Raw genomic sequence first — 23,450 nt, 5'->3', positions numbered from 1 at the left:
ATTAAACGCGAATCTCGAAACTCAGCAACATGGGACATGGGTTCGGAGGGTCAGTGGTCATTAGGTTCGGAAGGTTATGGGTCAGTGGGTTCGGAGGGTTGTTAAGTCTTTAAGTCTTTAAGTTCCGCCGAAAATCCGCCTGCGTAAGCTGGCTGATTTTCATGTCGTTGAGTCATTCAGTGGATTTTCTAAAATCACGCCAGTGCAAAGTGGTGGGTTAATTAAACTTACGGAAGGCTACAAATTTTTAAAAATTAGAAATTGAAATTTATTTAAAAATTACAAAATTAAAAATTACCCCACAGCTCAAGCCTCGAATTAGCTTCGAGGTTCGCGTTATAAGAATGTGCGATTTTTGCCGGTTTAGTTTTAGCGACGGCGGAATCCACCGGCACTGCTGCTGCGTCCACTGCTGCTCCGACCACCACTACTGCGGCGCGGCGGCGGCATCGCACGATCATGTGACTGTGGCGGCATCACGCGTGGCGGTGGAAGTACTGTCGGAGTTTTGCTGAGCGGCAGACGGATGCGAATCAGTCGTTCGATGGCATTCACATCACGCGCTTGATCGGGCGCCGCGAAAGAAATCGCTTTGCCCGCATGACCGGCGCGACCGGTGCGGCCGATGCGGTGAACATAGTCTTCCGGATTTTCCGGTAAATCATAATTAATCACGAGCTCAATTCCTGTCACATCGATGCCGCGTGCGGCGATGTCGGTCGCGACGAGGATGCGGTATTTACCGGACTTGAATCCTGCGAGCGCACTGCGTCTCTGACCGAGGCTGCGATTGGCGTGAATCTCATCGGCAGTGTGTCCCATCTCGCGAATCAAAATTGCGAGTTTGCGCGCGCCGTGTTTCGTGCGGGAAAAAATTAAAATTGTGCCGCGGTATTCGGTGAGGATTTTTTCGAGGAGCTGCGTCTTGCGATCGCGTGGCACGACGAAAACTTCTTGCTCGACGATTTCGCTCGCGGTGCCGGAGACGGCGACTTCGATGCGCAGCGGCAGCTGCATGTACTGCGTCGCGAGCTTGCCGATTTCAGTCGGCATTGTCGCGGAAAAAAGCAGCGTTTGTTTTTGCTTCGGCACTTCTGCGAGAATTTTCTTAATCTGCGGCGCGAAGCCCATGTCGAGCATGCGGTCGGCTTCGTCGAGGATCAGGATTGCGATATTGTGTAGATTCGCCACGCGCTCTTGCATCAGGTCGATCAAGCGTCCCGGTGTCGCGATGATTATTTTTGGCTGGCGGCGCAGCGCGGCGACTTGCAGCCGTGCGGGTGCACCACCGATGATGAGCGCGAGCGGGAGATTTGGTGCGATTTGTTTCAGGCTCATCTGCACCTGCTCGGCGAGTTCGCGCGTCGGCAGTAGCACGAGTCCTTGACTCGTCGCGGGCATTGCCGCGAGTCGCTGAATCAGCGGCACGCCGAAAGCGAGCGTCTTGCCTGTGCCGGTCTGCGCGATGCCAATCAAATCTTTACCTTCGATGGCAATCGGGATGGCTTTGATTTGGATTGGTGTCGGAATTTTGAACTTCAAGCTGTCGAGACGAGCGAGCATTCCCGGCGCGATGCCGAGACCGTCAAAAGTTTGTTGTGGAGCTGGATTCATAAAAAAAATTAAATGGGTAGTCGATAATCCCGCCAAGCAGGATACGGACACCATTCAATTTTTTGAAGTTATCCGTTGTGATCGCTGCGCGGAGTTTAGCGTGAAATGATTTTGCGCGCTTGCTTTTGAAGGCAGCACGGCGATAGGGGATCGTGAGTATAATTTAGAGTGATTTAGAAGGTTAAATTTATTCAGTTCATGTCAGCCCAAAAAAATCATCCGAACAGGAAACCGCAACGATTAAAACAATTTGATTATTCTACGGACGGCGCATATTTCGTGACGATTTGCACACACGATCGCCAGTCCGCATTTGGTGAAATTCAAAATGGCGCGATGATTTTGAATGCGTGCGGGGAAATCGTGCATGAACAATGGGAATGGCTTGGTGCGCAATATCCGTATTTGGCGTTGGACGAATTTTGCGTGATGCCGAATCATTTTCATGGAATCGTGATGATTGATAATTTAGGTTTGATGGGGGATTGTCGGGTAGGGAATGGTTGTCCGGTAGGGAATGGTTTCAAACCATTCCCTACGCATACGCCTGTAATACGACCAACAAAACACCACGGTCTATCTGAAATTATTCGCGGGTTTAAAACATTTTCATCGCGGCGAATTAATAAATCGGTCGGGGATACGCTGACGAAATTTCATTGGCAAAAATCATTTCACGATCACATCGTTCGTGATGAAGATGAATTAAATCGCATTCGCCACGAAGTGGCCCCTTTGGGGGGATTACATCATCCAAAATCCCCAAAACTTCGCGGCGGACAAAAATAATTTATTTTAATTTTGGTGCCGGGGGCGGGACTTGAAGCTAGCTGCGAGTTTTGCGAAAAACAAAATTCCATCGCGGCGCGCGCCGTCACGCTCGTGCTTTTTTTGGTTTTGTTCCTTTGCGATTTCGCGTTCACCCCACGCCAAAAAACCAAAACTTCGCCTGTGGCGAAAACTTGGTTTTTGGTGCCGGGGGCGGGACTTGAACCCGCACGAGGTTTGACCCTCAAGAGATTTTAAGTCTCCCGTGTCTACCATTTCACCACCCCGGCAAACAATTTAAAATTTTTGGATTTAATATTGAAAATTTGGTGAAGTGATTTTAGCAAAGCTAAAAGTTTTCGGGTAAAATTCCCCGGCTCTTTTAAAGTAGGTAGTTGGTAGATTGTAGTTGGTAGTAGCTCTACAAACTATTGACTACAAACTAAAAACTAAATGGGGCTGTAGCTCAGTTGGCTAGAGCACCTGCTTTGCAAGCAGGGGGTCAGGGGTTCGAATCCCCTCAGCTCCACCATTCTCCGCGCTAGCGGAGAATGTCCTCCGAAGCCTTGGCGAAGGAGGGCAGTGCGTAAAAAAACCAAACTATTAACTATCAACTATCAACTATTAACTACTAACTAAAAACTATCCCGGCCACGTAGCCAAGTGGTAAGGCAGCGGTTTGCAAAACCGCCATTCCCCGGTTCAAATCCGGGCGTGGCCTCCAATAGTTTATAGTTTTTAGTTTGTAGTAATTAGTTTTTTTCTACCAACTACCAACTATTTGGTGGATCGGCTGGGGATTGAAGCTGGCTCAGAGTTTGTGCTTGTTTGATATTTATTGACGCAAATGCTTCGCATTTACTGCGGCGCGCGCCGGAAAGATTATTTTTTAATTGGTGCTCGTGCTGACTGGCTTCTCACCTCCAGCACAATCACCAATCCAAAACCTTCCCGCTTGGCGGGGCGAAGAATGGTGGATCGGCTGGGGATTGAACCCAGGACCTTTCGGTTAAGAGCCGACTGCTCTACCAGCTGAGCTACCGATCCATTTTCTTCTTGCCTGGAGCCGACTGTCCGCCGTGGCGGACTACTGATCCAGTTCGCGGATTTTACGCGTCATTCTTTTGCCTGCCAAATTATTGTGCCGTGATGCCGGGATTTTTCAGGAAGTCGGGGACGATGCGATCAATCGTACCGGTGAGCCAGAGGAATGTTGCGACCATGATGAGTACGCCGAGCAATTTCAAAAACGAGTAGGTTCCGCCGATGCCGAACCATTTTTCAGCGAAGCTGAAGTTGCCAGTGAAATCTTTCACTTGCTTGGTTTTGATGATGAGTCCGAGGCTGACTGCGAGCATCAGCAGCGACCAAAAAATTTTAGAAAGCATGTCCACATTTTAGCAAAAAAAAGATTTGACTTTCCAAATCGACGCGATTAAACTCCATCGGCTTTTTTAGCGCGCTCTTCCTGAGAGGCGAGCGTTGCTCCTTGATTTCTCGGCAAAAAATATAAGTTAGTATTCAAAATGTAGCGGGAAAAGGATTCCGAATGGTTCGGAAAACATGTCCCCATGAAAATGGGGATCTATATTTAAAATTTTTGTTGGAACTTCGGTTCCGACACAAACTTTTCTTTACGAGGCGTTTCTTACTTTCGAGTAAGTAACAATTCGTTTTTACGAAGAGTTTGATCCTGGCTCAGGATGAACGCTAGCGGTGCGTTTAATACATGCAAGTCGAGCGCCCAGCACTTTTTCTTTGACAGAAAAAGTAAGCTCCAACCTCCAAGCACCAAATTCCAATTATTGGGATTTGGAAATTGGGATTTGGAATTTACCGAGTCGAAGACGAGGTGCTGGGAGCGGCAGACGGCTGAGTAACACGTTGGTACCTGCCCGATACTCGAGGATAGCTCGGAGAAATCCGGATTAATACTCGATAGTCCCTACGGGGTAAAGATTTATCGGTATCGGAGGGGCCTGCGGCCTATCAGTTTGTTGGTGAGGTAATGGCTTACCAAGACAATGACGGGTAGCTGGATTGAGAGATCGACCAGCCAGAATGGGACTGAGACACGGCCCATACTCCTACGGGAGGCAGCAGTAAAGAATCTTCCACAATGGACGAAAGTCTGATGGAGCGACACCGCGTGAGGGATGAAGTTCTTACGAATGTAAACCTCTTTTGTGTGGGAGCAAATTTTTGAGTCAACCACACGAATAAGCACCGGCTAATCTCGTGCCAGCAGCCGCGGTAATACGAGAGGTGCAAGCGTTATCCGGAATCACTGGGCGTAAAGCGTCCGCAGCCGGAAATGTAAGTCTGGAGTGAAATTTCAGAGCCTAACTCTGAAAGCGTTCCGGAAACTGTATTTCTAGAGTTCGACAGGGGTACGTGGAATTCCGATTGTAGGGGTAAAATCCGTAGATAATCGGAGGAACACCAAACGCGAAGGCAGCGTACTGGGTCGACACTGACGGTCAGGGACGAAAGCGTGGGGAGCGAAGGGGATTAGATACCCCCGTAGTCCACGCCCTAAACTATGATTACTCGATTTGCGAGGGATTCGATCCCTTTGCGAGTCCAAGCTAACGCGTTAAGTAATCCGCCTGGGGAGTACGATCGCAAGATTAAAACTCAAAGGAATAGACGGGGACCCGCACAAGCGGTGGAGCATCGGGTTTAATTCGATAATAAGCGAGGAACCTTACCAGGACTTGACATCCCGAGAATCCTGTAGAAATACGGGAGTGCTGCAAAGAACTCGGTGACAGGTGCTGCATGGTCGTCGTCAGCTCGTGCCTTGAGGTGTTCGGTTAAGTCCGTAAACGAGCGCAACCCACGTCGTGTGTTACTTTTTCACACGAGACTGCCGGCCCTAAGCCGGAGGAAGGCGTGGATGACGTCAGATCAGCATGGCCCTTATGTTCTGGGCGACACCGGTGCTACAATGGTCGGTACAAAGGGTAGCCAACCCGCGAGGGGGAGCCAATCCTGATAAAGCCGGCCTCAGTTCGGATTGGAGGCTGCAACTCGCCTCCATGAAGTTGGAATCGCTAGTAACCGTGTATCAGCCATGATACGGTGAATGTGTTCCCGGGTCTTGTACTCACCGCCCGTCAAGCCATGAAAGAGAGGGGCACCCGAAGGCTCTCGGTAACGAGGGACCACGGTGAAACTCTTGATTGGGGCTAAGTCGTAACAAGGTATCCGTAGGAGAACCTGCGGATGGATCACCTCCTTTCTAGGGAGTTAAATTAGTGAGTGGCTTTTAGCCGCTAATCACTAGTTATGATCGAAACTCAACTTCGGTTGGGTTAAGTCCTCATATTCAGTAATGGAGTGAGGCAATTTTCCCGCTACATTTTGGACATTACTAACACAAGCCTCGAAACTAATTCGAGGTTTTAGCCGTGCAAAATTTTCGAATTTTCAAGTCTCTGTAGGGTAATTTTTAATTCTTAATTTTGTAATTTTTAAATAAATTTCAATTTCTAATTTTTAAAAATTTGGACTTAGGATTTATTTATAAAATTAAAAATTGTAAAAATTTGTAGCCTTCCGTAAGTTCAATTAACCCACTACTTTGCACCGGCACGATTTTAGAAAATCCACTCAACGACTTAATGGCTTAAAGACTTAGCGACTTAATGACCCTCCGAACCAATGACCCTTCATGCCCCATGCTCCATGCCAAGAGCCTTGTTTTTTTGCGTTATTTACTGCCATTAAAATGTTGGCGTAACAACACATGGCAATCAGCAGCATTCAGAAATTTGCAATGGAAAATTCAAGCGAACGAATCACACCACCTCGTTCATGTTTTTTGGAGTTGGTTCTTCTCTCCAGCGTAGGCTGGCAGCATCGATTGTGCTGCCGCGACTCAATTCCTCGCGATTGATAGTGAGCCAATTTTTAATTTGATCGAGATTTATTTTTCCATCCGAGCCCAATATCTTTTGAGTCTTGAGACTGGCGAGATCGTATTTGGCTTCTGCCGCCAATCCGCCGAGAATTTTCCAAACCAGGGGAGTGAATGTTTCATTCTTGTCAGGGTTAATTTCCTGAGCAATATTTTTAAATTCTGCTAGATCAAGGTCTCCCAAATCGTTATCTCCGCTTTCGTAAAAAAGCGAACGGATTGTCCGAGTCTGTAAATCTTTCTCCGAAAGTTCTTGCACGCCCTCGAAAATTTTACCGCTGCCGAGATCGAGCGTGACCGGCTTCGTCCCAAAAATAATTTCTCGTTTCTCGCTTTTGAAACCACGGTCTTTGAATTGGAAATTAACTTGGCGGTCGGCAATTCCGATTTCGTCCAAATCTTCAGCCAATGCGACAAGCTGTTTTTCATAAACTGCTGCATTTTCTGGAGTCAGCGTTTGCCCTTCCAACATCTCTGTCTGCAAAAGTGTTCGATTGATTTGAGATTGTTTTTCGATGTGTCCCTTTTTCTCTTGAACTTTCTCGCCAGTTAAATCGATCTCTTCTTTTTTGATTTCGGTATTTTCCCTTTGAATATCGGTTTCAGATTTTTCAGCTTCGAATTTGTTTTTGAATTCGGGATCGAGCAAAGCTACTTTTAAAATTTCTTGGGATTCAATTCCCGCATCTTTCAATATTTGCTGCTGCTCAAAAGTAAATTCAGCGAGAAAACTCGTTGCGCTCGGTTTTTCGGGATTCGACAAACTACCTTCTAAATTCATCTGAGATTATTTTAGCAAGTTTTATTTTTTTTCAGCTTCCATTTGAGCTTTTATCTTTTCTACAATTTCGCGCATTTTGCGACGATTTTCCTCGCTCCTTTTTTTTGATTCATCAATTTCTTTTTGCGCCGCATCAGCCTTCGCTTTATGTTCCTCAGCCTCATCATCCAATGTCGCTGCCTCAGCTTCTGAAGCAGAAAGAGCTTGTTTTAATTGTGTTTTAACTTTGCTGAAATCGCCTTCTGCTCCACCGTGCGCATTGTCCGCCGCGACCAAAACTGCGAGCGCGCCAAGCAATGCTGCGATGCCATCACGAGCAACACGCTTCCAGTCAATCTCGTGTCCACGAGATTTTTCAGCTGTTTCTGCCATGGTAGATGAAATTAAAAAAACGGCTCAGAAAAACCGAGCCGGGAATTTTGCCCGAGTGAGTGCGGGCGAAAAAAGACTTTTGGTGAACATAACTAAATGCTACCGGAGCATAATTTCTACTTCACCGCCGCAGCTGTCAATACTTTCGAACACAGATATTATTCAGTGTCAATTTGTTTTTGGGAAAAGCGCAATTAAACTACAAAATTTTTCGGCGGCGAATCATGACGAATTGCGGGCGACAGGCACATTGAACGCGGCGGGATTACGCTGGGATGGTGTCGCGGTTTAATTTTCCCGACAGATCTTCGACATTCCGACTTGGTGTACCGGGAAAACATCAATTTCAGCGATATTCACATGCGGTGGTCGGCTGGCCGCCCAAAAAATACATTCCGCGATGTCTTCAGCAACTAGGGGTTTGATTCCCGCGTAAACTTTTTTCGCGCGTTCAGTGTCACCGCCGAAGCGCACGACACTGAATTCGGTCTCGACCATTCCCGGGTCGATGCTTGTAATTCTGATCGGCTGGTCGGCGATTTCGAGACGCAGTGAATCGACGAGCGCGCGCTGGGCGTGCTTGCTCGCGCAATAACCGCCGCCGTTTTCATAACTTTGGTGGGCGGCGATTGAGCCGAGAAAAATCAAATGCCCTGATTTTTGTTCAAGCATTTTTGGCAGAATTAGTCGCGTCATCTCAAACGAAGCGACCACATTCACTGCGAACATTTTCTCGATGTCGGCTATTTCTGCGTTCAAATAATTCGCGAAGCCGAGTGCCATCCCGGCGTTGTTCACGAGCGCATCGACTTTGCCGAATTTTGCCAAAATATCTTTGACGAAATTCTCACGATTTTTTTGCTCGCCGATGTCGAGTTCGCTCGCCAAAACTTCCGCGCCGAGTTTCTCGCACTCATCCGCTACGAGTGCGAGTCTATCACTGCGACGAGCGCAAATTGCTAAATTATAGCCATTTTCTGCGAATTTCCGCGCGGTCGCCGCGCCGATGCCGGCGCTTGCGCCAGTGATTACGACTAGGGGTTTTTGCTTGTTCATTTTAATTAAAAGCGTATTTTAAAACTAAAAACACAAGTAGGGCAAAAAGTGTGATTAATTGAATTAATTTCAGCCATTTTTTATCGATTCGCAGAGCCAGCGAACTTCCAAAATAATTTCCGAGTGAGATTGAAACAATCATCGACAAAATCGTTGGGATGATGTTTTGGACTTCGAGCAAATTGAAACCGAAAATGAAAATTCCGCAAAGAACAAAATCAGAGAGAAAATTCATCAAGATCGCATTTGCGATCGACTCGATTTGGCTGAATCCTCGAAAGTTTTTGAAAACCGAAGCGGTGATTGGAATCATACCTACTCCGAAAATTCCATTGTAAAGTCCTGCGCCAGCAATCGCGGAGAAATATTTTAATCGGCTAAATTTAAGTCTTTTTTCCTTTCGAACTAATTTGTAAATCAAAAAAGCAATCAGAATCGAAAATATTATAGACAATGATTTTTCGTCAAAAATTAGGTACGCTCCTGAGCCAATAACCGAAAAAGCGAGGAGAGTGATTAGCGTTTTGAATAATTTTTCTTTTTTGGTGTGTTTACGCAGCTTGATGACCGAAACTGCCCCGCCAAAAAGACAAGTAGTTTTATTCACAAAAACAGCGACCATTGGCGTGAATCCGGAAGATATTAAGGCTAGTAGCATTAGCGCTCCGCCACTACTGCCGACGCCATTTAGCATTCCCGCCAAAAACGCGATTAAGATGAGGCTAGTCATCAAATTTTGTTCCGATGAATTTATCGGATTTATCGTGTCGAGTGATGCAGTAAAAATCACCCTGATCTGCGAAAAAGCGATCAACTTTTTTGTGGATTCTTTTCTCGATGTCTTTCATTCTTCCTCCGTCGCGCCAATTGCCAAATTCGGGTACTCCGGTGTTGTAATTACAAACACCGTAATCGCCGCGATTGTTGATGATGATTCCGTTGTTCATAAAAGTGCAACGCCTCAATTCTCTCGAATAACTGCAGCATCCGCCAGTGTCTGAAAGTTCTTGTGTGCGACTTACAATTTTTTTGTAATTTTCCGGCTCTCCGACAAATTCATCTTCGGAGCCTTTCAGTGACCCTTTTGAAAATGGTGCGCCATAAATGTGGATCATCTCTGATTCTCGAAATTTTTTAATATCATCCAGCTCTCCCCAGTTGTGCTGAGAAATAACTGTGTTCATGCCAACCCGCATTGCTATTTTTCTCCTTGTCGGCATGACTACATCTTCAAACACTTCCTGCGTGTCTTTAAAAATCTCGCAAGTTTTTTGGATGTTTTGCATCAGTCTATTGTAATTACCGTCACAGCTTTTACCCGATAAATATTTATATAAATCCTTTTTGAGCGAATCAACACTGAACATTATCGTGACTAGATTGTCCTTGCAAAAATTTATCAACTCTTCAGTTAACAATGTTCCATTAGTAAAAACTATTGTCCGCAAGTTATTCTTTGCTGCCTGCTCAATTGTATGAATTAACCTTGGTAATTCTGCCGGATGAAATGGCTCACCTTCGCCGATGATGTTTATTGTCTTGCCACCGCTTTCACTAAACTCTTTTACAACATCGTTTATTTCGTCAAAAGACAAAAGCGGTTGCTCTGGTCTGTCGACCAGGTCTGGATTCCTTAATCCTTCGTTTGCACACTTTCTGCACGCAATATTGCAATGAAAGGGTAGTGTCATCGCTAGGTTATGAAGCCTGTTGTTGTAATCCCATTCACCTTTTTGTTCAGCGTATGCCGGCGTGCCTGTGACGATTTTATCCATGGTAAATGGAATTAAAAAAACAGCTCAAAAAGATTGAGCCGGGAATTTTGCCTGAGTGAGTGCGGGCGAGAAAAGGCTTTTGGTGGACATAACTAAATGCTACTAGCGATGTAATTTCTACTTCACCGCCGCGGCTGTCAATGCTCTCGAGCAAGGATATTATTCAGCCCCAATTTGTTTTTTAGAAATAAGCTACGAAATTTTTCGAGTTCGGCTGGTGGTTGAACTTGTAAACTTGATTCGCTTTCTTTTTGGGTAATTCGCTAAAATAATCGCGAAATGGCACTCACAAAAAAAGAACTTCGCGAAATTGAATCCCTCGTTCGGCGTGCCCAAAAAGATGACGCCGAGGCTTTCGGCGAAATTTACGACCGTTTCGTCGTGACGATTTACCGCTACATTTATTACCGCGTGCCCAAGCACGAAGCGGAGGATTTGGCGGAGACGGTTTTTCTGCGGGCTTGGGAGAAGCGTCATTCGTATCACAAGCAAAAAGGTAATTCATTTAACGCCTGGCTTTTTCGTATCGCGCACAATGCCGTCGTCGATTTTTACCGCGTGAATGCCAAGACGGAATTAGTCGAGCTTTCTGACAACTTGCCCGAGATGCGCCGTTCCGCTGATCCGAGCGCGACGCTCGAAAATAAGTTCGAGCAAAAAAAACTGATTCTCGCACTGCGAGAGTTGCCGGAATTACAGCAGCAAGTCGTCGTCCTGAAATTCGTCAATGGTTTCGAAAACGACGAGATTGCCGAGATTCTCGAAAAATCGGTCGGTGCCGTGCGGGTCATCCAGTTCCGCGCGCTCAACCGATTAAAAGATTTACTCGAGAAGCAGGGACAAAGTAGTAACGAAAGTGAACATTTGGCGTTTAAAACAGCAGAGGATGTTTAGTTTTTGGCGCAAATTTTCCGAATCTCCACAACCGGCGCGTTTCGAGCGTTCGTTGCTGCGTCTTTTCGTGCGACCGCGGCTCGATGCTGCGACGCGCGCGAACATCAAAAAAAGGGTTTTAAATCACATTGCCGCCGAGTGTGAAGAATTGAGAAGTGCAGAATTGCTTGATCTGAAATTGTCCGGACAGAAAGTTCATTCTTCCGGTTTGCTTGATTTGCTCGCGGCGATTGCCGAGGCTTTGCTCAATCTGCCGAAGGTTTTGCCGCGTCACAATTTGCGTGAGGTGACGCGTGAGCATTTTCAGCCGCGGAATTTTTTCCGCTTGTTCGCAGTCTTGCGGCAGGCGACGGCTTTCTTCGTGCTGCTCGTTTTCGCCGGTGGCATCACGCTCACGACTTTCATTTCTCAGACGCAGACTGCAGTCGCGCAGCTTTCCGTCAGTTCCGGCATCGTCAAAATCCGCGTCGCCGATTCACCTTTCTTCGAAGATGTGCGCGAATTCGCGACCGTGCGGCTCGGCGACACGATTCGTGTCGGTGAAAATTCCACCGCCGAACTCGCTTTTTACGATGCGAGCAAAATGTTTCTCACTGAATCAACCGAAGTCGAGATCACTGATTTCAAGCCGGATTTGCTGACTCGCGAAAATAGCTCGGTCAAAGTCGCGCTGCTTTCCGGTGCGGTCGATGCCGAAGTCGCGAAGTCGGACTCCTCCTTCGCCGTCGAAACTTCGACTGGGCTAGTCGAGGCGACGAGTGCGAAATTTTCCGTCGCGGTGAATCCGACGACAGGCAGCACCAAGATCGAGACTTCCGAAGATTCCGTCGCAGTCAAATCCGCCAATGATTCCGAAGCGGTCGCGCTCACGGCGGGCGAGTCGGTCACTTTCGCCGATACGGTGCCCACGGTCGCCGTGGCAGAAATTCCGGAGTTGCCGGCTTTGAGCAAAATTCAAACTGACCTCGAGCTAGTCAAAGTGTGGAGCTTCGATGCGCTGATTGCCGCAGAAAACGGTGACCAAGCTGTGGCGCAGCAAACACTCGAGACGAATCGCGCCAAATTATCCGACCTGCTGGCAGCGGGTGGAGCTGAGTCGGTCGAGGGCGATGAGCTTGCAGCGTTTACGGATTTTCTCCAGCAAAATTATCCCGACGGTCCGGGTCGCGCGAGCGCACTTGCGGATTTGCAGCAGGCTGCTCGGGTCGATCAAATCCTGAATTATTATTTCACCGCGCCACAAAAACTGCGCGGCGTACCGGAGTTCCAGATTCTCGCGCGTGATGGTTACGCGCCGTCCGGACGACTTCGCAATCTATTCGCCATCCTGCGCGCCGGGGAGCTCGCGCACGCCGAAGTCCAGCCGCTCGTCGACCGTCTCTCCGCCGAATTGACTGCCGAACTTTTCGGCAAGCTCGATAACACTGCTTCGCTCAAGAGTGCGAATCAGCTGTTGAGTGAAATGCAAAACCAGCCAATTTTCATTCCAATACTTGAGAGACTGCAGGACTCGGTCGCTCCGAAATTTGCCGAAGCAATTGGGCAAAAAATCGCGGCGATGGAAGCGCGCGTGAGCGAATACATCGGCGGCTAAGCAGCCTTGCCGAAGTGTCTCTGCATCTCCTGTTTGTCGGCACTGTTCTTCGCATCGCGCAGCTCACGGGAGAGAATTTTGCTCTTATCGGTGAGGTTATTGTAAGCGCGCATCACGCGATTGTAATGGCTTGGAGAAAATTGGTCGAGGTGGGCGAGATTGATGAGATAATACTCTAGGAATTCGATGAGATTTTTGTTTACCTTAGTTTCATCAGCGATTTCTCCATAAGTTGTTTTGTTATTAATATCTTTTTTACGGTACATGATTCCGTAAGCTGGATTACCATCGGCACGAGTGAAAATATCGCGATCTTCAGTGTTTTTCACGATATTTCCAAACATGATTTCGAGGGCCTTAGTACCTTTTTCCAGGCGAACTTGCCCTTTCTTTTTCATGTCGGTCTGTCCGTAGCGCACCATCGTGACACCATCCTCGATTTCTTCGCAGGCAGCTTTGATGAGGAAAGTCACTTCTTGCTGAGTGCCGACGATTTGGTTTTTGTCGTTGGCGCGTTGCGTGGCGTTGTCATAAATTTCTACACCGCCAGCCTTGACGCAGGCCGTGCGCATTTTATCGGCGACCGGGATACCGAGACCGCGGAAGTCTGAAATCGAAGTATATTTCGTTGAGTGGCGCGCATAGGTTCCTGAATTATCCGCGATGTAAATAATATTGTTCTCGCCGTCAAAGGCAACGCGACCATCGAAGAAATTAATAATTTGGCGCCGACCGAGATTGGTGATTTTGCCGTCACGAATCCAGCCCCAGAGTTCGAAGCTTGAGATTGCACGAGACTTATCACTTGGGTCGCGTTTGTCTTTCGTAATCAAAACATCTTGAAAAGCTGCATACGGCGTGTAGCCCGCCTCATTCTTTTTACTGAGACCTTGGATAGTTTGACCCGATAGTAGCCCTTTGAGGTATCCGTCCACGATCTTGAGAGCATCGAGACCCGCAGTAGCATTGTCACGAATAATGGCTTCGTCACTGCTCTCGGTTCGCATTTTCATCGTGGTCATTTGACCGTTGTCGGTGTGCTTGTTGCCACGCCCAAAACCTTTTTTGATCAGTCCGGTCACGACATTGTCACCCTCGAGACCGGCGTTGTCTATCTGGACTGCGACCATCGCGGATTCGGCTGCCGGTGAGCCGGTGATACTGTGATCGCCCAATTTCTCCCCGAGTGATTCCTTGTTCGCTTGTCCGCTCGTCTGCATGTCGATGAGTTGCTGACCGTAGCCCACTTCGTCCAGGAAATAGTGATCAATTTTTTCTTTGAACTTTCGAATAATCTCGATGTAGTCACAAGTCGAGTCAGCGTAAATCCATTGTTCTTCCGTGATTGAATTATTCGTCACCTTATTGATGAGACGGTGGTCACTCATGCGCAGATTGCCGCGCTCGGCGAGCGTCTCGAGAATCGCGCGCCTTTTGTCTCGCGGTGGGAGATCGCAAAGTTCCGCGACGAGCTCTTCATAAGAAAGGTTTTTGTAGCGTTTTTTGCGTTCGTCCGCGCGTCCTTTCTCAGCGATCAAATCAGTCTCATGGACGCGGCGCTTAACTTCTTGTTTCCAAAACATCAGTTCCTTTGCCAAGGCTCCCGATTTATCTTCGGTATACGATTCGGTATGTTTCGCCCAAGATTTCCCGATGAGCTTGAAAGTTTCACTGATGTCGTGAAAGCTGTACCACTGGATGCGACCGTGCGCTGTCACGAAGCCGAAGAACGCCTTACCGAAATCATTGATTGCGTTGCTTTTCTCGTGTCCGGTCGCGCCTTTCATGCCTAGATCCGGCGTGCTAGTGCTGCGTTTATCTGGTAGTTTTTCAGTCTTTTTGGGTTCATCTTTCTCAGCGATTCTCTCTCTCGCACCGATGCGGGCGCGCTCGTCTTCCAAGTCTTTTAGTTCTTTCGTGCTGCCCTCCAAAAAAGCCTGAGCAATGCGCAAATTCGATTTGCTCTTGTCGGCGTTGATTAGCTCCTTTAGTTTGATGGCGTCGTTGCGGCGGCGCTGAAAATGATCCGGCCAAATTTCTATAAATGGCGCGGACTCTATTCCGCGCGGCGGATTTTCGCGCATGTCCACGGCGAAGCTCTCGAGCCTTTTTTCGTACTCGAAAAACTCACTGAGCAGCGCATCGCGGCTCTTGATATCTTTGTCTTTGATTTTCTCCCATTTCTCGAAAATCATCTTGATGGCATCGAGTGCTTGCTCGAGCTGACTCAATTCGCCACCGTCGACAATCCCGATTAGCGATTCGCTTTTTTCCCAGCGCCCTTCCATTCTGCTTGCGAGCGCGCTTAGCGATTTGATCTGCATTTTTTCCATCGCCGGGATGCCTTTCGTGTCAGAAAGCAGCTCGAGAAATTTCCGCTTTTTCTCATCGTGAAAAATCTCGCGTAATTTTCGATAACACTCCTTCGCGCGTTGTTTGTCGCGCTCGATGGATTGTTGGATTGCGGCATAATCCTTGTCTTTCAGCAGTGCCGTGATGCTGTCCAAAATCTCAGTCTCAAAATCCAAAAATTCCTCGAAAGCTTGGTCTTGGAAATCAGCGATGTCGTCGGCTTCGATTGTTAAAAAACTATTAATCTCCTGGCGCACGAATTTGCGAATCTCAGCCACATCGGTCAAAAATCCTTCCTTCACCGCATCGACTGTTTTCGCAATCAATTTTTTGTCCGAGCGAATTTTGCGCGCATCCTCAATCTTTTTTTTGATTGTCTCAGCTGAAGTCGAAGTTGCTTCTCGTTTTTCTCGCTTCCATTTTTCAAATTGCCGCTTGGCATGCGCGAGCATTCCAGGGACATCGGCTGCTTCAACTTTGCCCAAACGCTGCGCCTCAATTAAGTGTTTCTCGTAGGCTGCGTAAGATTCATTTTTCCAGTCTTCGACATCCGGTCGATAATCAGCTTCGGCGTTTTCGGTTGTCTGGTCAGTCTCTCCACCAGCATTCGCATCGATGAAAATCAGCCGCGACTCGCGCGGGTCGATTTCATTTTCGGGAAAAGTTGCGTGAATTTTCATTTCAGAGATTATTGAGCTGGTTCAAAATGTCGGCTTCACTGTCTTTTTCTTTGGCGTCTTCTGCTTCCTCCGCTTCCGCGACCGCTTCGCGTTTCGCGCGGAATTTCGCCGGATCCCAGCTCGGCGCATTCGTATTCAGCTGGGCGACTTCGGTCTCATATTTTTTATCCAGCTCGGTGAGCTGATCGCGCTCGTTTTGCAGGATGTTCTGCAATTTGCCGACTTGTTCTTCGCTCATCACAGGCAGGAGTTGAAACCAATATTTGCGCTCCTCGTCTTTCATCGACTCGGTTTTCAAAATCAAATCAATGAGCGCCGGATTTTCCCGCGCTAGATTTTCGTCAATCCCAAATTTCTCCAGATCCGCGCGCGTGATTGCAATCTGTTGCGTCGCGATTTGGGCGAAGGGTATTTTGCCGCTCGAACTTTCGTCGGGGAGTGGAGCGAAGCCGGTATTTTGAGTTTGGTCCGTCATTTTGAGATCAAATTATTTTTTTGAAAAATCAGATTTTCAGCTGTTATTTCAGGTTGTTTTGTTTGGTTGTTTCAGTCTGTCCATATAATTAGCATAAGAAGTTCCCATGTAATCAGTTCCACCCAGTTGACCGCGTTCGACCTTGCTTAGTGCTCCGGCTCCACCGAGATGCATCGCACCCAGCACTTGATCGATTGAATAAGCACCTTTACCGATTTGCGCGACGACGCTAGGATTATCGCGGACGCGACTAATGTGTTCGCTCGTGAAGCGATCCATGATTTCTTCTTGTAATTGGTCGTTCTGCTTGAACGCAGTGATATCAGTTTCATTTTTAATTGGCACATCCATTCCATTCAGTGTCTCGACAGTGAATTGATATTTGCCAAGCGCGCGTTTATTCCAAGTATCGTTTGCGCCGCGACCATGATTATCGGCATCGTAGCGGCCGCCACTTTCAATCGAGGCAATACCTTGTTTGTAGGTCGCGACATTAAAATCCTTCCAAAGTTCAGCGAATTTTTTTATCGACTCGGCTTGTTCTTTGGCGACGGCTTTCATGTCTGCGCTGGCGGTTGGATCTTTTTGCATTTCAGCCAAGAATTTATCGACCGACTCTGGAGTGAGTGTGAGATTTGCTTTTGCCAAAAAATCATCGAGCGCGAATCCGACATCGTTGCGCGCAAATTCTTGGCCACGAGTTTTGCGGAGTTGCTCGATTGTTTTTTGATCGTCCGCAGTCGGCTCGACGAGTATGATTGTCTCGTTTGTATGCGAGCGAACTGCACGGTATTCGCCATTTTTGTCGACGAATGGACCGCCCTCGCTAGCACGAAAAAATTTCTCGCCACTGATTTCGACGACTTTGATATTTCCCGGCAAAGTGCGTAAACCAGCACCCATTTCGAGATTTTTATTTTTGCCGTTTGCCTCGTTGATTGAGAATTTAACTTTGTCGCCGACTTTCAATTCGCTAGAATTTGAGATTGGCGTGAGCTTGTCTCCTTCCTCGATTTTCCAAAAACAAGTTTTCAAAAGCAGTTCTGGGTTTTTGCGTTCGAGATTACGAATCTGCGCGCGTGACATTTTTTGTAGTTCGGCTGGAATTTCGCGCGACTCGACTGCTGCCTTGAGGTCTTCGGAGTTTTTGTTTTTTTCTGGACCTGTTCCTGCTGCGGCGATTTTTTGCTCGATTACAGTGAGTTTTTTTTGGTCTTCAGCTTTCGACTCTTGCTCACGAGCCTGCAATTCTTGCATTTCCTTTTTTTGCTCTGGTGTGTTTAATTTCGCCGGTGCAGATTTTTTTTCTAAATTTTTACCCCCAATTTCTTGCGTCTCGGCGACTGGCTGATTTTCCGCTGAATTTTTCCAGACGAGTCGCTGAGTTAAATCTTGGGCGAGATTTTTTTGGAATGAAATCATTTTTTAGGCTTTTAGGTAATCTGGTTTTTCTTTAAGTTTTTCTTGCAGAAAAACGAAGACATTTTTATCTTCAGTTTTTAAAGTGTTCGCATTACTCTTACTCAGAAGTTCGTTGCGTAGTTTTTCCAGTCGGGGTCTTTCGATGCCAGTTTTTTCAACTTTGGCGAAAGCATCTAAATCAGCATTCTCTGCCAAAAATTCTTTCATGCTCACTGTTTCTAGACCTTTCGATTTCGCGTTGGGACCAAGGAAGTCGTTTAATATTTTCTCTTCAGGGTTTTGTTCGGGAGTTTGTTCGGGGGCAGGAGTAGGCGCAGCAGCGTTCGCCTCGGCAGCTTGAGTTTTGACCGCATCCTCACGAGCCTTGACGATTGCTGGTCCGGCAATCCAGATTTTCCCAATCCATTCTTTATTTGCATCCCAAAACATATCGCTAAAAAGCAATTCCAAAATCTTGCCGAAACCTTTTTTCCAGTCGCCACTCGAAAATGCATCAATGATTTCACCACCAGTCTGTTTAATTTTTTCGAGACTTTGTGTGATTTTGTCCACAACACTCTTGCTCTCTGGCGTGTTAGTTGGTGCGACGACTTCGACTTGCTGCTCCGCAACTTTGATCGGAGGGACAATTTCGCCAGCTTTTTCCTTGGTTTCGCGCGCTTGAATCAATTTGTCAAAATCTCCCAAATCTTCGGCGACATTATCGAAAGCGAAATAGCGCACTAGCCAGTCTGGATTGTCTTTCCATTTTTCGATTCCTTTCAATTTGAAAAAGTCCTCAAGTTGTTTTTTCTGAACCTCAGTCGAGAAACGAGTAAAGTCGCCGGGCTCTTTTTCTTGCTTCTCAGTAGAAAAACGAGTTTCAAAGTTTTTTAAATTAGTCGCAAGCGTTGTCTGATTTTCAGCAATACCAAACCAGCCAGTATCCAAAGCAATCAAATTCAAGAGCGCAGTTTTCGCTATCTCAGGATTAAGTCCAAAGTTCTTGGCGAACGCTTCAACCTTTTCGTTAGCGGGTTTGAGCTTTTCTTTGCCCTCTTCTGCTAGCTTCTTTAAGCTGTCCGCATCTTTTTGTTCGAATTTTCCGTTTGCATCTTTTTTATTCGCCCATTCCAATATCTGCGTTTTACTTAATTTTGCTTCGGCTGCGGCGATGATCGCTTCAGGATTTTCAGGCTCGTTGGCTTTGGTTTCATTTTTATTTGCGTCTTTCATCTTTGCTGCTTCGGTTTTTATAAATTCTGCGATTTCTTGAGCTTCATCTTTTGTGACCATCATGTCGATTTGGGCATTGCCCTCGCCTTTATCAATATTTGAGCCTTTTTCGCGGATTAGAGTTTCGACATCTTTTTCTAACTTTGCTCTTTGCTCTGGTTTCAAATCATTGGTTTCTTTTTCCCAAGAATTTTCGATTTCGTTGCGAGTAGCATTTTCATCGATTTTTTTATTATTTCGATCCTTGCCCTCATAATCTTTTGCTGCTTCGTCGAACTTATTTTCTGTGAGCTCGTTGTCAATTTCGTTTGAAATTAAGCTTAAAAGCTGCTCATTCGATTGATCGCCTTTCATTTCATTTTTCAGCTGCGCGACGAAATCACCGCGTTCGCGCACACTCCAAAAAATCTTTTCAGCCTTTTCTTTATCGTGGATTGGCTTAATTTTTTCAGCCAAATCAGTTTTTTTTGCCTCTATCAATTCTTGGCTGATTTGAGTTTTCATCCCTTCGACATTTTTTGCAGGAGGAGTATCGGGCACTTTTTTGGTGTTAAAATTTGCGACAAAGTCGACCTTGTAGGTTTTTGAATCTGATTATTTTATCATAAAAATGGACGAAAAACAAGCTCGCGAGCGTATTTCCAAGCTTAGAAATTGGCTTTTGGATTGGAATAAAAAGTATTTCGCAGGGGAGGCGAGTTTGGATATTTCCGAGGGGGCGCGCGACCAGCTCAAAAGAGAATTGGAAGATCTCGAAAAAGAATTTCCGCAGTTCGTGACGACTGATTCGCCGACGCAGCGTGTCGGAGCGCCACTCGCAGGCAGATTGCCGAAAATCGCGCACAAGACGCGCAAGATGAGTCTCGCGGATGTTTTTTCTTCGGCTGAATTGAGTGAATGGGCGGAGCGTGTCCAAAAATTCGTGCCGAATGAGGTGGTCGAATATTTTTGCGAGCTCAAAATCGACGGACTGAATGTTTCGGTTTGGTACGAGCAGGGTGAATTCGCGCGCGCGCTGACGCGTGGTGACGGCGTGATTGGTGAGGACATCACGCACACGATTCGGACAGTCGTGAATCTGCCACTCAGGCTGACTGAAAAAATCGATCTCGAAGTTTCAGGCGAAGTTTTTTTGTTGAAAAAAGATTTTGAAAAAATTAACGCCGAGATTCGGGCGAAGAACCTTGCGCTGAAAAAGGCTGAAAAAAAAGAGCTTTCCGAGTTTGCCAATCCGCGCAACGCTGCGGCTGGTTCGGTGCGCCAGCTCGATCCGGTGATCGCGGCGAGTCGCAATCTGCAAATCTTTTTTTACACGCTCGGTCAAAATTCGCTCGCCAAGTCGCCCCAAAAACAATCCGAAGTTCTCGAGCTTTTCGCGAAACTTGGTTTGCCAGTTTCCAAGTATCACGCGCTCGTCACCGAAATTTCCGCTGTCGAAAAACTTTTTCAAAAGTGGGGGAGTGAGCGCGAAAAATTGCCTTTCGATATCGATGGCGTCGTCGTGAAGGTGAATTCGCTCGAACAGCAGGCTCGGATGGGTGCGACCGCGAAAACGCCGCGCGGCATGATCGCGCTGAAATTTCCGGCGGCGCAGGTTTCGACCGTTGTTGAAAACATCCAGATTCAAGTCGGGCGCACCGGCGCGCTCACGCCAGTCGCGCTGCTCCGACCGGTCGCAGTCGCGGGTTCGATAGTCGCGCGGGCGACGCTGCATAATTTCGACGAGATTGAAAAAAAAGACATTCGAGTCGGCGACACCGTCGTGATCCAAAAAGCGGGAGATGTCATTCCAGAAGTGGTTTCCGTGATTCAGGAATTGCGTCCGGCGCATTCTCACAAAATTGCCCGCCCGAAAATTTGTCCAGTTTGTGGCTCGTCGGTTGTCAAAACTGAGGGCGAAGTCGCGCTGCGTTGTCCGAATCCGAATTGCGGCGCGATTCATTTCGAAAAATTTCGTCACTTCGTCGCGAAGGCGGCGCTCGACATCGACGGTCTCGGCGAAAAAGTGCTCGCGGAATTGCTCGATCAAAATTTGATTGAGGACACAGCTGACCTATTTTTGCTGACGAAAGATGAGTTGCTCGCGCTGCCGCTTTTCCAAGAAAAACGCGCGGACAATTTAATTTTAGCCTTAGAAAAAGCTAAAAAAGTTCAACTTGCCAAATTACTTTTCGGACTCGGAATTCGCTTCGTCGGTGAGGTCGCGGCTGCCGAGGTTGCGGCGGATTTTGAATCGCAAATGCAAAGTATACCGTTAACCCCCCAGATATCTGGAGGGTTAACTCAGGGGATATCTGGAGGGTTAACTCAGAAGGAGAATCTTACTAATTTTGCGACTTGGGCTAAATCAAAAACTTTAGAAAGCTGGTCTGAGATCGAAGGTGTGGGGGAGAAAGTCGCCGAGAGTTTGGCGGAGTGGTTTGCTGACGCAGAGAATCCGCAGTTGCTCGCGAAATTGGAAAAAGTTGGTGTCGAGATTATTCACGAAGAAAAAGCGCCGCAAAAACTGGGCGGGAAAACTTTCGTCGTGACGGGCAGTCTGGAAAATTTCTCGCGGCAAGGTATCAAAGACACGATCAAAAAATTCGGCGGCAAAGTGGCTTCCGCGATTTCTGCCAAAACCGATTTTCTCATCGCGGGTGAAAGTGCCGGCTCGAAACTCAAAAAGGCTTCAGAGCTTGGAATTAAAGTACTTTCCGAAGCTGAGTTCCAAAAGATGCTGGACTAAGTTTTGCGCGAAAAAAGATGGGTCAAGTTGCTTCTGACTTTTTGTACTAGGCTTGGTGTTTCAGGGATGAATTCAATCTTGCCAACCTTAAAACCTTCGGCAATCTGAATCGAAACTTGTTTAAATTTATCCATCTTTAGTTTTTGTTCTTTCGTATTTTACAATTTTTGACTAAAAAAGTCAATCTAGCGTATTGGTTTAGTAGCTCGGAAGCAGTAGAAACGCCCCGGTGGGGCGTTTCTACGAGAGCCAGCCCTGTATTTTCAGAACCAGGTAATCGAGAAAACAAAAAATTAAAATGCTTTAAAATTACCAAAATCGAAAATGCCAAAAGTTCCGCGCATCGCGATTGTCCACGAATATCTGACCCGGATGGGTGGAGCGGAAAAAACTGTGAAAGTGCTCGCCGATCTTTTTCCGGCGGCGCGCGTTTTCACTTTGCTTTACGATGAGGCGAAGTGCGGCAAAGATTTCCCGGCGTGGCGCGTCGAGACTTCGCGCCTCCAAAACTTCCCGAAATTTTTGCGCGCTCGTCCGAAATTTTTACTGCCTTTCATTCCGAGCGCAATCGAAAGTTTCGATTTCGACGACTACGATCTCGTAATTTCTTCCTCATCCGCTTTTGCGCATGGATTGATTTTACCCGTGAAAAATAGACATATTTGTTATTGTCATTCACCGGCGCGTTTTCTCTGGGACTATTCGCACGAGTATTTGCGTGAGAATAAAATCACCGGACTGAAGAAAATTCTGCTGAATTCCAAGCTCAAGGACTTGCGGATTTGGAGTCGGCTGTCGGCGCGGCGCGTCGATCGTTTCCTCGCGAATTCTCTGACCGTCCAAAAGCGCATTCAAAAATATTTCCGCACTGATTCGGAGGTCGTCCACCCGCCGGTCGAAGTCGCGAAAATTAAACTGGGCGATCACCACGAAAATTATTTCCTCATCGTGTCGCAGCTCGCGGGTTACAAAAAAATCGAGCTCGCGATTTCTGTTTTCAATAAGTTGCGGCGGCGGCTGGTCATCGTCGGGGACGGTCCGCGGCGCGAATTTCTCGAATCGATTGCGGGCAAGACAATCGAATTTCTCGGTTGGCGCAGCGATGCGGAGATTCACGAGCTGCTGCAAAATTGCCGCGGTTTTATTTTTCCCGGCGAGGACGATTTCGGCATCGCTCCGGTCGAGGCGATGGCAGCCGGTAAGCCGGTTTTAGCCTTCAAAAAAGGTGGTGCGACCGAGACAGTCATTCACAAAAAGACGGGGATTCTTTTTCCTGAGCAGACGCCCGATAGTCTCGAAAATGGCTTAGCCCTGTTTTTCGCGCAGGAAAAAAAGTTTGAGCCGAAGAAAATTCGGGCACACGCCCACCAATTTTCGCGCCAGGTTTTCGAGCGCGCAATTCGCCGTATCGTTGCGGAAGAATTTGCTAAAATTTCTGTCGATGATTGAAGAAATTCGGAAGATTCACGACGAGCATAAGGTCAAAATTTCCGAGCGGCGCATCGCGGAAAAAGTCAGCGCGACCGGCCTGGAAGATTTCGTGCGCTATCTGCACTCGCCGTGGCGGATTATTTGGTCCAATTTACTGGCGGGGATTTTTCGCGGACTGGGCTTCATCATCGGCGCGACGGCCGTAATCGCGATTACGGTTTACATTCTCGTGCAGGTGCTGGGCAGCTTGCCGGTTGTGGGTGAATTTTTTCAGGGTGTCGGCAATTTCGTGAACGATTTGCAAGAGAGTGCCTCGACGCTCAAGAGTCTGGGACACTAGATTTAGTGCTGTTTTCTGCGTGTTAAAATCG

Annotated in this window: 17 protein-coding genes, 4 tRNA genes and 1 rRNA gene; 9 read left to right on the top strand and 13 right to left on the bottom strand. The window is 47.3% G+C overall.

Going from position 1 to position 23,450, the window contains the following annotated elements:
* Window positions 1-369: 369 nt before the first annotated feature.
* Window positions 370-1,614: a DEAD/DEAH box helicase gene (locus WCV72_02850; protein MFA6458302.1), complete on the bottom strand. Its 1,245-nt coding sequence runs from the start codon at window positions 1,612-1,614 to the stop codon at window positions 370-372.
* A gap of 198 nt (window positions 1,615-1,812) precedes the next feature.
* On the opposite strand from WCV72_02850, the gene WCV72_02845 reads away from it, so the two are divergent.
* Window positions 1,813-2,403: a transposase gene (locus WCV72_02845; GenBank protein ID MFA6458301.1), complete on the top strand. Its 591-nt coding sequence runs from the start codon at window positions 1,813-1,815 to the stop codon at window positions 2,401-2,403.
* Between the two features lie 181 nt (window positions 2,404-2,584).
* On the opposite strand, the gene WCV72_02840 is transcribed toward WCV72_02845, so the two are convergent.
* Window positions 2,585-2,672: transfer RNA gene (locus tag WCV72_02840), tRNA-Leu, on the bottom strand.
* A 165-nt stretch (window positions 2,673-2,837) separates the two neighbouring features.
* Between WCV72_02840 and WCV72_02835 the strand changes: the two genes are divergently transcribed.
* Window positions 2,838-2,914 (top strand) — tRNA-Ala (locus WCV72_02835).
* A 117-nt stretch (window positions 2,915-3,031) separates the two neighbouring features.
* Window positions 3,032-3,106: transfer RNA gene (locus WCV72_02830), tRNA-Cys, on the top strand.
* 247 nt (window positions 3,107-3,353) lie between these two features.
* Here WCV72_02830 and WCV72_02825 read toward each other — a convergent pair.
* Both WCV72_02825 and WCV72_02820 read right to left on the bottom strand, forming a co-directional pair.
* Window positions 3,354-3,429: transfer RNA gene (locus WCV72_02825), tRNA-Lys, on the bottom strand.
* A gap of 89 nt (window positions 3,430-3,518) precedes the next feature.
* The gene (locus WCV72_02820) at window positions 3,519-3,770 is read right to left on the bottom strand and encodes a hypothetical protein (GenBank protein ID MFA6458300.1); all 252 of its coding nucleotides are present in this window, start codon (window positions 3,768-3,770) and stop codon (window positions 3,519-3,521) included.
* A gap of 287 nt (window positions 3,771-4,057) precedes the next feature.
* Between WCV72_02820 and WCV72_02815 the strand changes: the two genes are divergently transcribed.
* Window positions 4,058-5,626 (top strand): 16S ribosomal RNA (locus tag WCV72_02815).
* A gap of 559 nt (window positions 5,627-6,185) precedes the next feature.
* Here WCV72_02815 and WCV72_02810 read toward each other — a convergent pair.
* The 5 genes from WCV72_02810 to WCV72_02790 form a co-directional block, all read right to left on the bottom strand.
* Window positions 6,186-7,085 (bottom strand): hypothetical protein, encoded by a 900-nt coding sequence (locus WCV72_02810; protein ID MFA6458299.1) that lies wholly within the window; start codon window positions 7,083-7,085, stop codon window positions 6,186-6,188.
* Window positions 7,086-7,106: 21 nt separating this feature from the next.
* The gene (locus WCV72_02805) at window positions 7,107-7,457 is read right to left on the bottom strand and encodes a hypothetical protein (GenBank protein MFA6458298.1); all 351 of its coding nucleotides are present in this window, start codon (window positions 7,455-7,457) and stop codon (window positions 7,107-7,109) included.
* 288 nt (window positions 7,458-7,745) lie between these two features.
* Window positions 7,746-8,513 (bottom strand): SDR family NAD(P)-dependent oxidoreductase, encoded by a 768-nt coding sequence (locus tag WCV72_02800; protein MFA6458297.1) that lies wholly within the window; start codon window positions 8,511-8,513, stop codon window positions 7,746-7,748.
* A 1-nt stretch (window position 8,514) separates the two neighbouring features.
* Complete coding sequence (locus tag WCV72_02795; GenBank protein MFA6458296.1) at window positions 8,515-9,243, bottom strand: sulfite exporter TauE/SafE family protein; 729 nt, start codon at window positions 9,241-9,243, stop codon at window positions 8,515-8,517.
* On the bottom strand, window positions 9,236-10,288 hold the full coding sequence (locus tag WCV72_02790) for a radical SAM protein (GenBank protein MFA6458295.1): 1,053 nt from the start codon (window positions 10,286-10,288) through the stop codon (window positions 9,236-9,238). Before WCV72_02790 ends, WCV72_02795 begins: the two co-directional genes overlap by 8 nt.
* A 279-nt stretch (window positions 10,289-10,567) precedes the next feature.
* On the opposite strand from WCV72_02790, the gene WCV72_02785 reads away from it, so the two are divergent.
* The gene (locus WCV72_02785; GenBank protein ID MFA6458294.1) at window positions 10,568-11,182 is read left to right on the top strand and encodes a sigma-70 family RNA polymerase sigma factor; all 615 of its coding nucleotides are present in this window, start codon (window positions 10,568-10,570) and stop codon (window positions 11,180-11,182) included.
* Window positions 11,175-12,776, top strand: a complete 1,602-nt coding sequence (locus tag WCV72_02780; GenBank protein ID MFA6458293.1) for a FecR domain-containing protein — start codon at window positions 11,175-11,177, stop codon at window positions 12,774-12,776. Before WCV72_02785 ends, WCV72_02780 begins: the two co-directional genes overlap by 8 nt.
* Here the strand turns inward: WCV72_02780 and WCV72_02775 are convergent.
* From WCV72_02775 to WCV72_02760, 4 genes are read right to left on the bottom strand one after another with little or no spacing between them, the layout of a single operon-like run.
* Complete coding sequence (locus tag WCV72_02775; GenBank protein ID MFA6458292.1) at window positions 12,773-15,808, bottom strand: hypothetical protein; 3,036 nt, start codon at window positions 15,806-15,808, stop codon at window positions 12,773-12,775. The genes WCV72_02780 and WCV72_02775 overlap by 4 nt on opposite strands.
* A 1-nt stretch (window position 15,809) precedes the next feature.
* Window positions 15,810-16,283: a hypothetical protein gene (locus tag WCV72_02770; GenBank protein MFA6458291.1), complete on the bottom strand. Its 474-nt coding sequence runs from the start codon at window positions 16,281-16,283 to the stop codon at window positions 15,810-15,812.
* A 48-nt stretch (window positions 16,284-16,331) separates the two neighbouring features.
* A complete protein-coding gene (locus WCV72_02765) occupies window positions 16,332-17,705 on the bottom strand; it encodes a hypothetical protein (GenBank protein MFA6458290.1) in 1,374 nt (457 codons plus the stop codon).
* A 3-nt stretch (window positions 17,706-17,708) separates the two neighbouring features.
* Window positions 17,709-19,460 (bottom strand): hypothetical protein, encoded by a 1,752-nt coding sequence (locus WCV72_02760; protein ID MFA6458289.1) that lies wholly within the window; start codon window positions 19,458-19,460, stop codon window positions 17,709-17,711.
* 70 nt (window positions 19,461-19,530) lie between these two features.
* Here WCV72_02760 and ligA point away from each other — a divergent pair, with 70 nt between their 5' ends.
* From ligA to WCV72_02745, 3 genes are all read left to right on the top strand, one after another.
* Window positions 19,531-21,648 carry an NAD-dependent DNA ligase LigA gene (gene ligA / locus WCV72_02755; GenBank protein ID MFA6458288.1) on the top strand — a complete coding sequence of 706 codons (2,118 nt, stop codon included), beginning with the start codon at window positions 19,531-19,533 and terminating at the stop codon, window positions 21,646-21,648.
* Between the two features lie 324 nt (window positions 21,649-21,972).
* Window positions 21,973-23,097: a glycosyltransferase gene (locus tag WCV72_02750; protein ID MFA6458287.1), complete on the top strand. Its 1,125-nt coding sequence runs from the start codon at window positions 21,973-21,975 to the stop codon at window positions 23,095-23,097.
* Window positions 23,090-23,419, top strand: coding sequence for a DUF5665 domain-containing protein (locus WCV72_02745; protein MFA6458286.1), 330 nt, complete (start codon window positions 23,090-23,092; stop codon window positions 23,417-23,419). The genes WCV72_02750 and WCV72_02745 overlap by 8 nt, the downstream gene beginning before the upstream one ends.
* Window positions 23,420-23,450: the final 31 nt, after the last annotated feature.

It is taken from the genome of Patescibacteria group bacterium (genome assembly GCA_041665585.1).
Lineage (GTDB): Bacteria > Patescibacteriota > Gracilibacteria > JAHISY01 > JAHISY01 > JAHISY01.
Note: the sequence above shows the minus strand (reverse complement) of the source record. Positions and strands in the feature narration are given on the sequence as shown.

Coding starts and splice junctions, on each gene's coding strand:
- WCV72_02820 (MFA6458300.1), bottom strand. CDS start 3,770: ATGCTTTCTAAAATTTTTTGGTCGCTGCTGATGCTCGCAGTCAGCCTC.
- WCV72_02780 (MFA6458293.1), top strand. CDS start 11,175: ATGTTTAGTTTTTGGCGCAAATTTTCCGAATCTCCACAACCGGCGCGT.
- WCV72_02810 (MFA6458299.1), bottom strand. CDS start 7,085: ATGAATTTAGAAGGTAGTTTGTCGAATCCCGAAAAACCGAGCGCAACG.
- WCV72_02795 (MFA6458296.1), bottom strand. CDS start 9,243: ATGACTAGCCTCATCTTAATCGCGTTTTTGGCGGGAATGCTAAATGGC.
- WCV72_02790 (MFA6458295.1), bottom strand. CDS start 10,288: ATGGATAAAATCGTCACAGGCACGCCGGCATACGCTGAACAAAAAGGT.
- WCV72_02745 (MFA6458286.1), top strand. CDS start 23,090: ATGATTGAAGAAATTCGGAAGATTCACGACGAGCATAAGGTCAAAATT.
- WCV72_02845 (MFA6458301.1), top strand. CDS start 1,813: ATGTCAGCCCAAAAAAATCATCCGAACAGGAAACCGCAACGATTAAAA.
- WCV72_02850 (MFA6458302.1), bottom strand. CDS start 1,614: ATGAATCCAGCTCCACAACAAACTTTTGACGGTCTCGGCATCGCGCCG.
- WCV72_02775 (MFA6458292.1), bottom strand. CDS start 15,808: ATGAAAATTCACGCAACTTTTCCCGAAAATGAAATCGACCCGCGCGAG.
- WCV72_02800 (MFA6458297.1), bottom strand. CDS start 8,513: ATGAACAAGCAAAAACCCCTAGTCGTAATCACTGGCGCAAGCGCCGGC.
- WCV72_02805 (MFA6458298.1), bottom strand. CDS start 7,457: ATGGCAGAAACAGCTGAAAAATCTCGTGGACACGAGATTGACTGGAAG.
- WCV72_02785 (MFA6458294.1), top strand. CDS start 10,568: ATGGCACTCACAAAAAAAGAACTTCGCGAAATTGAATCCCTCGTTCGG.
- WCV72_02770 (MFA6458291.1), bottom strand. CDS start 16,283: ATGACGGACCAAACTCAAAATACCGGCTTCGCTCCACTCCCCGACGAA.
- WCV72_02765 (MFA6458290.1), bottom strand. CDS start 17,705: ATGATTTCATTCCAAAAAAATCTCGCCCAAGATTTAACTCAGCGACTC.
- WCV72_02750 (MFA6458287.1), top strand. CDS start 21,973: ATGCCAAAAGTTCCGCGCATCGCGATTGTCCACGAATATCTGACCCGG.
- ligA (MFA6458288.1), top strand. CDS start 19,531: ATGGACGAAAAACAAGCTCGCGAGCGTATTTCCAAGCTTAGAAATTGG.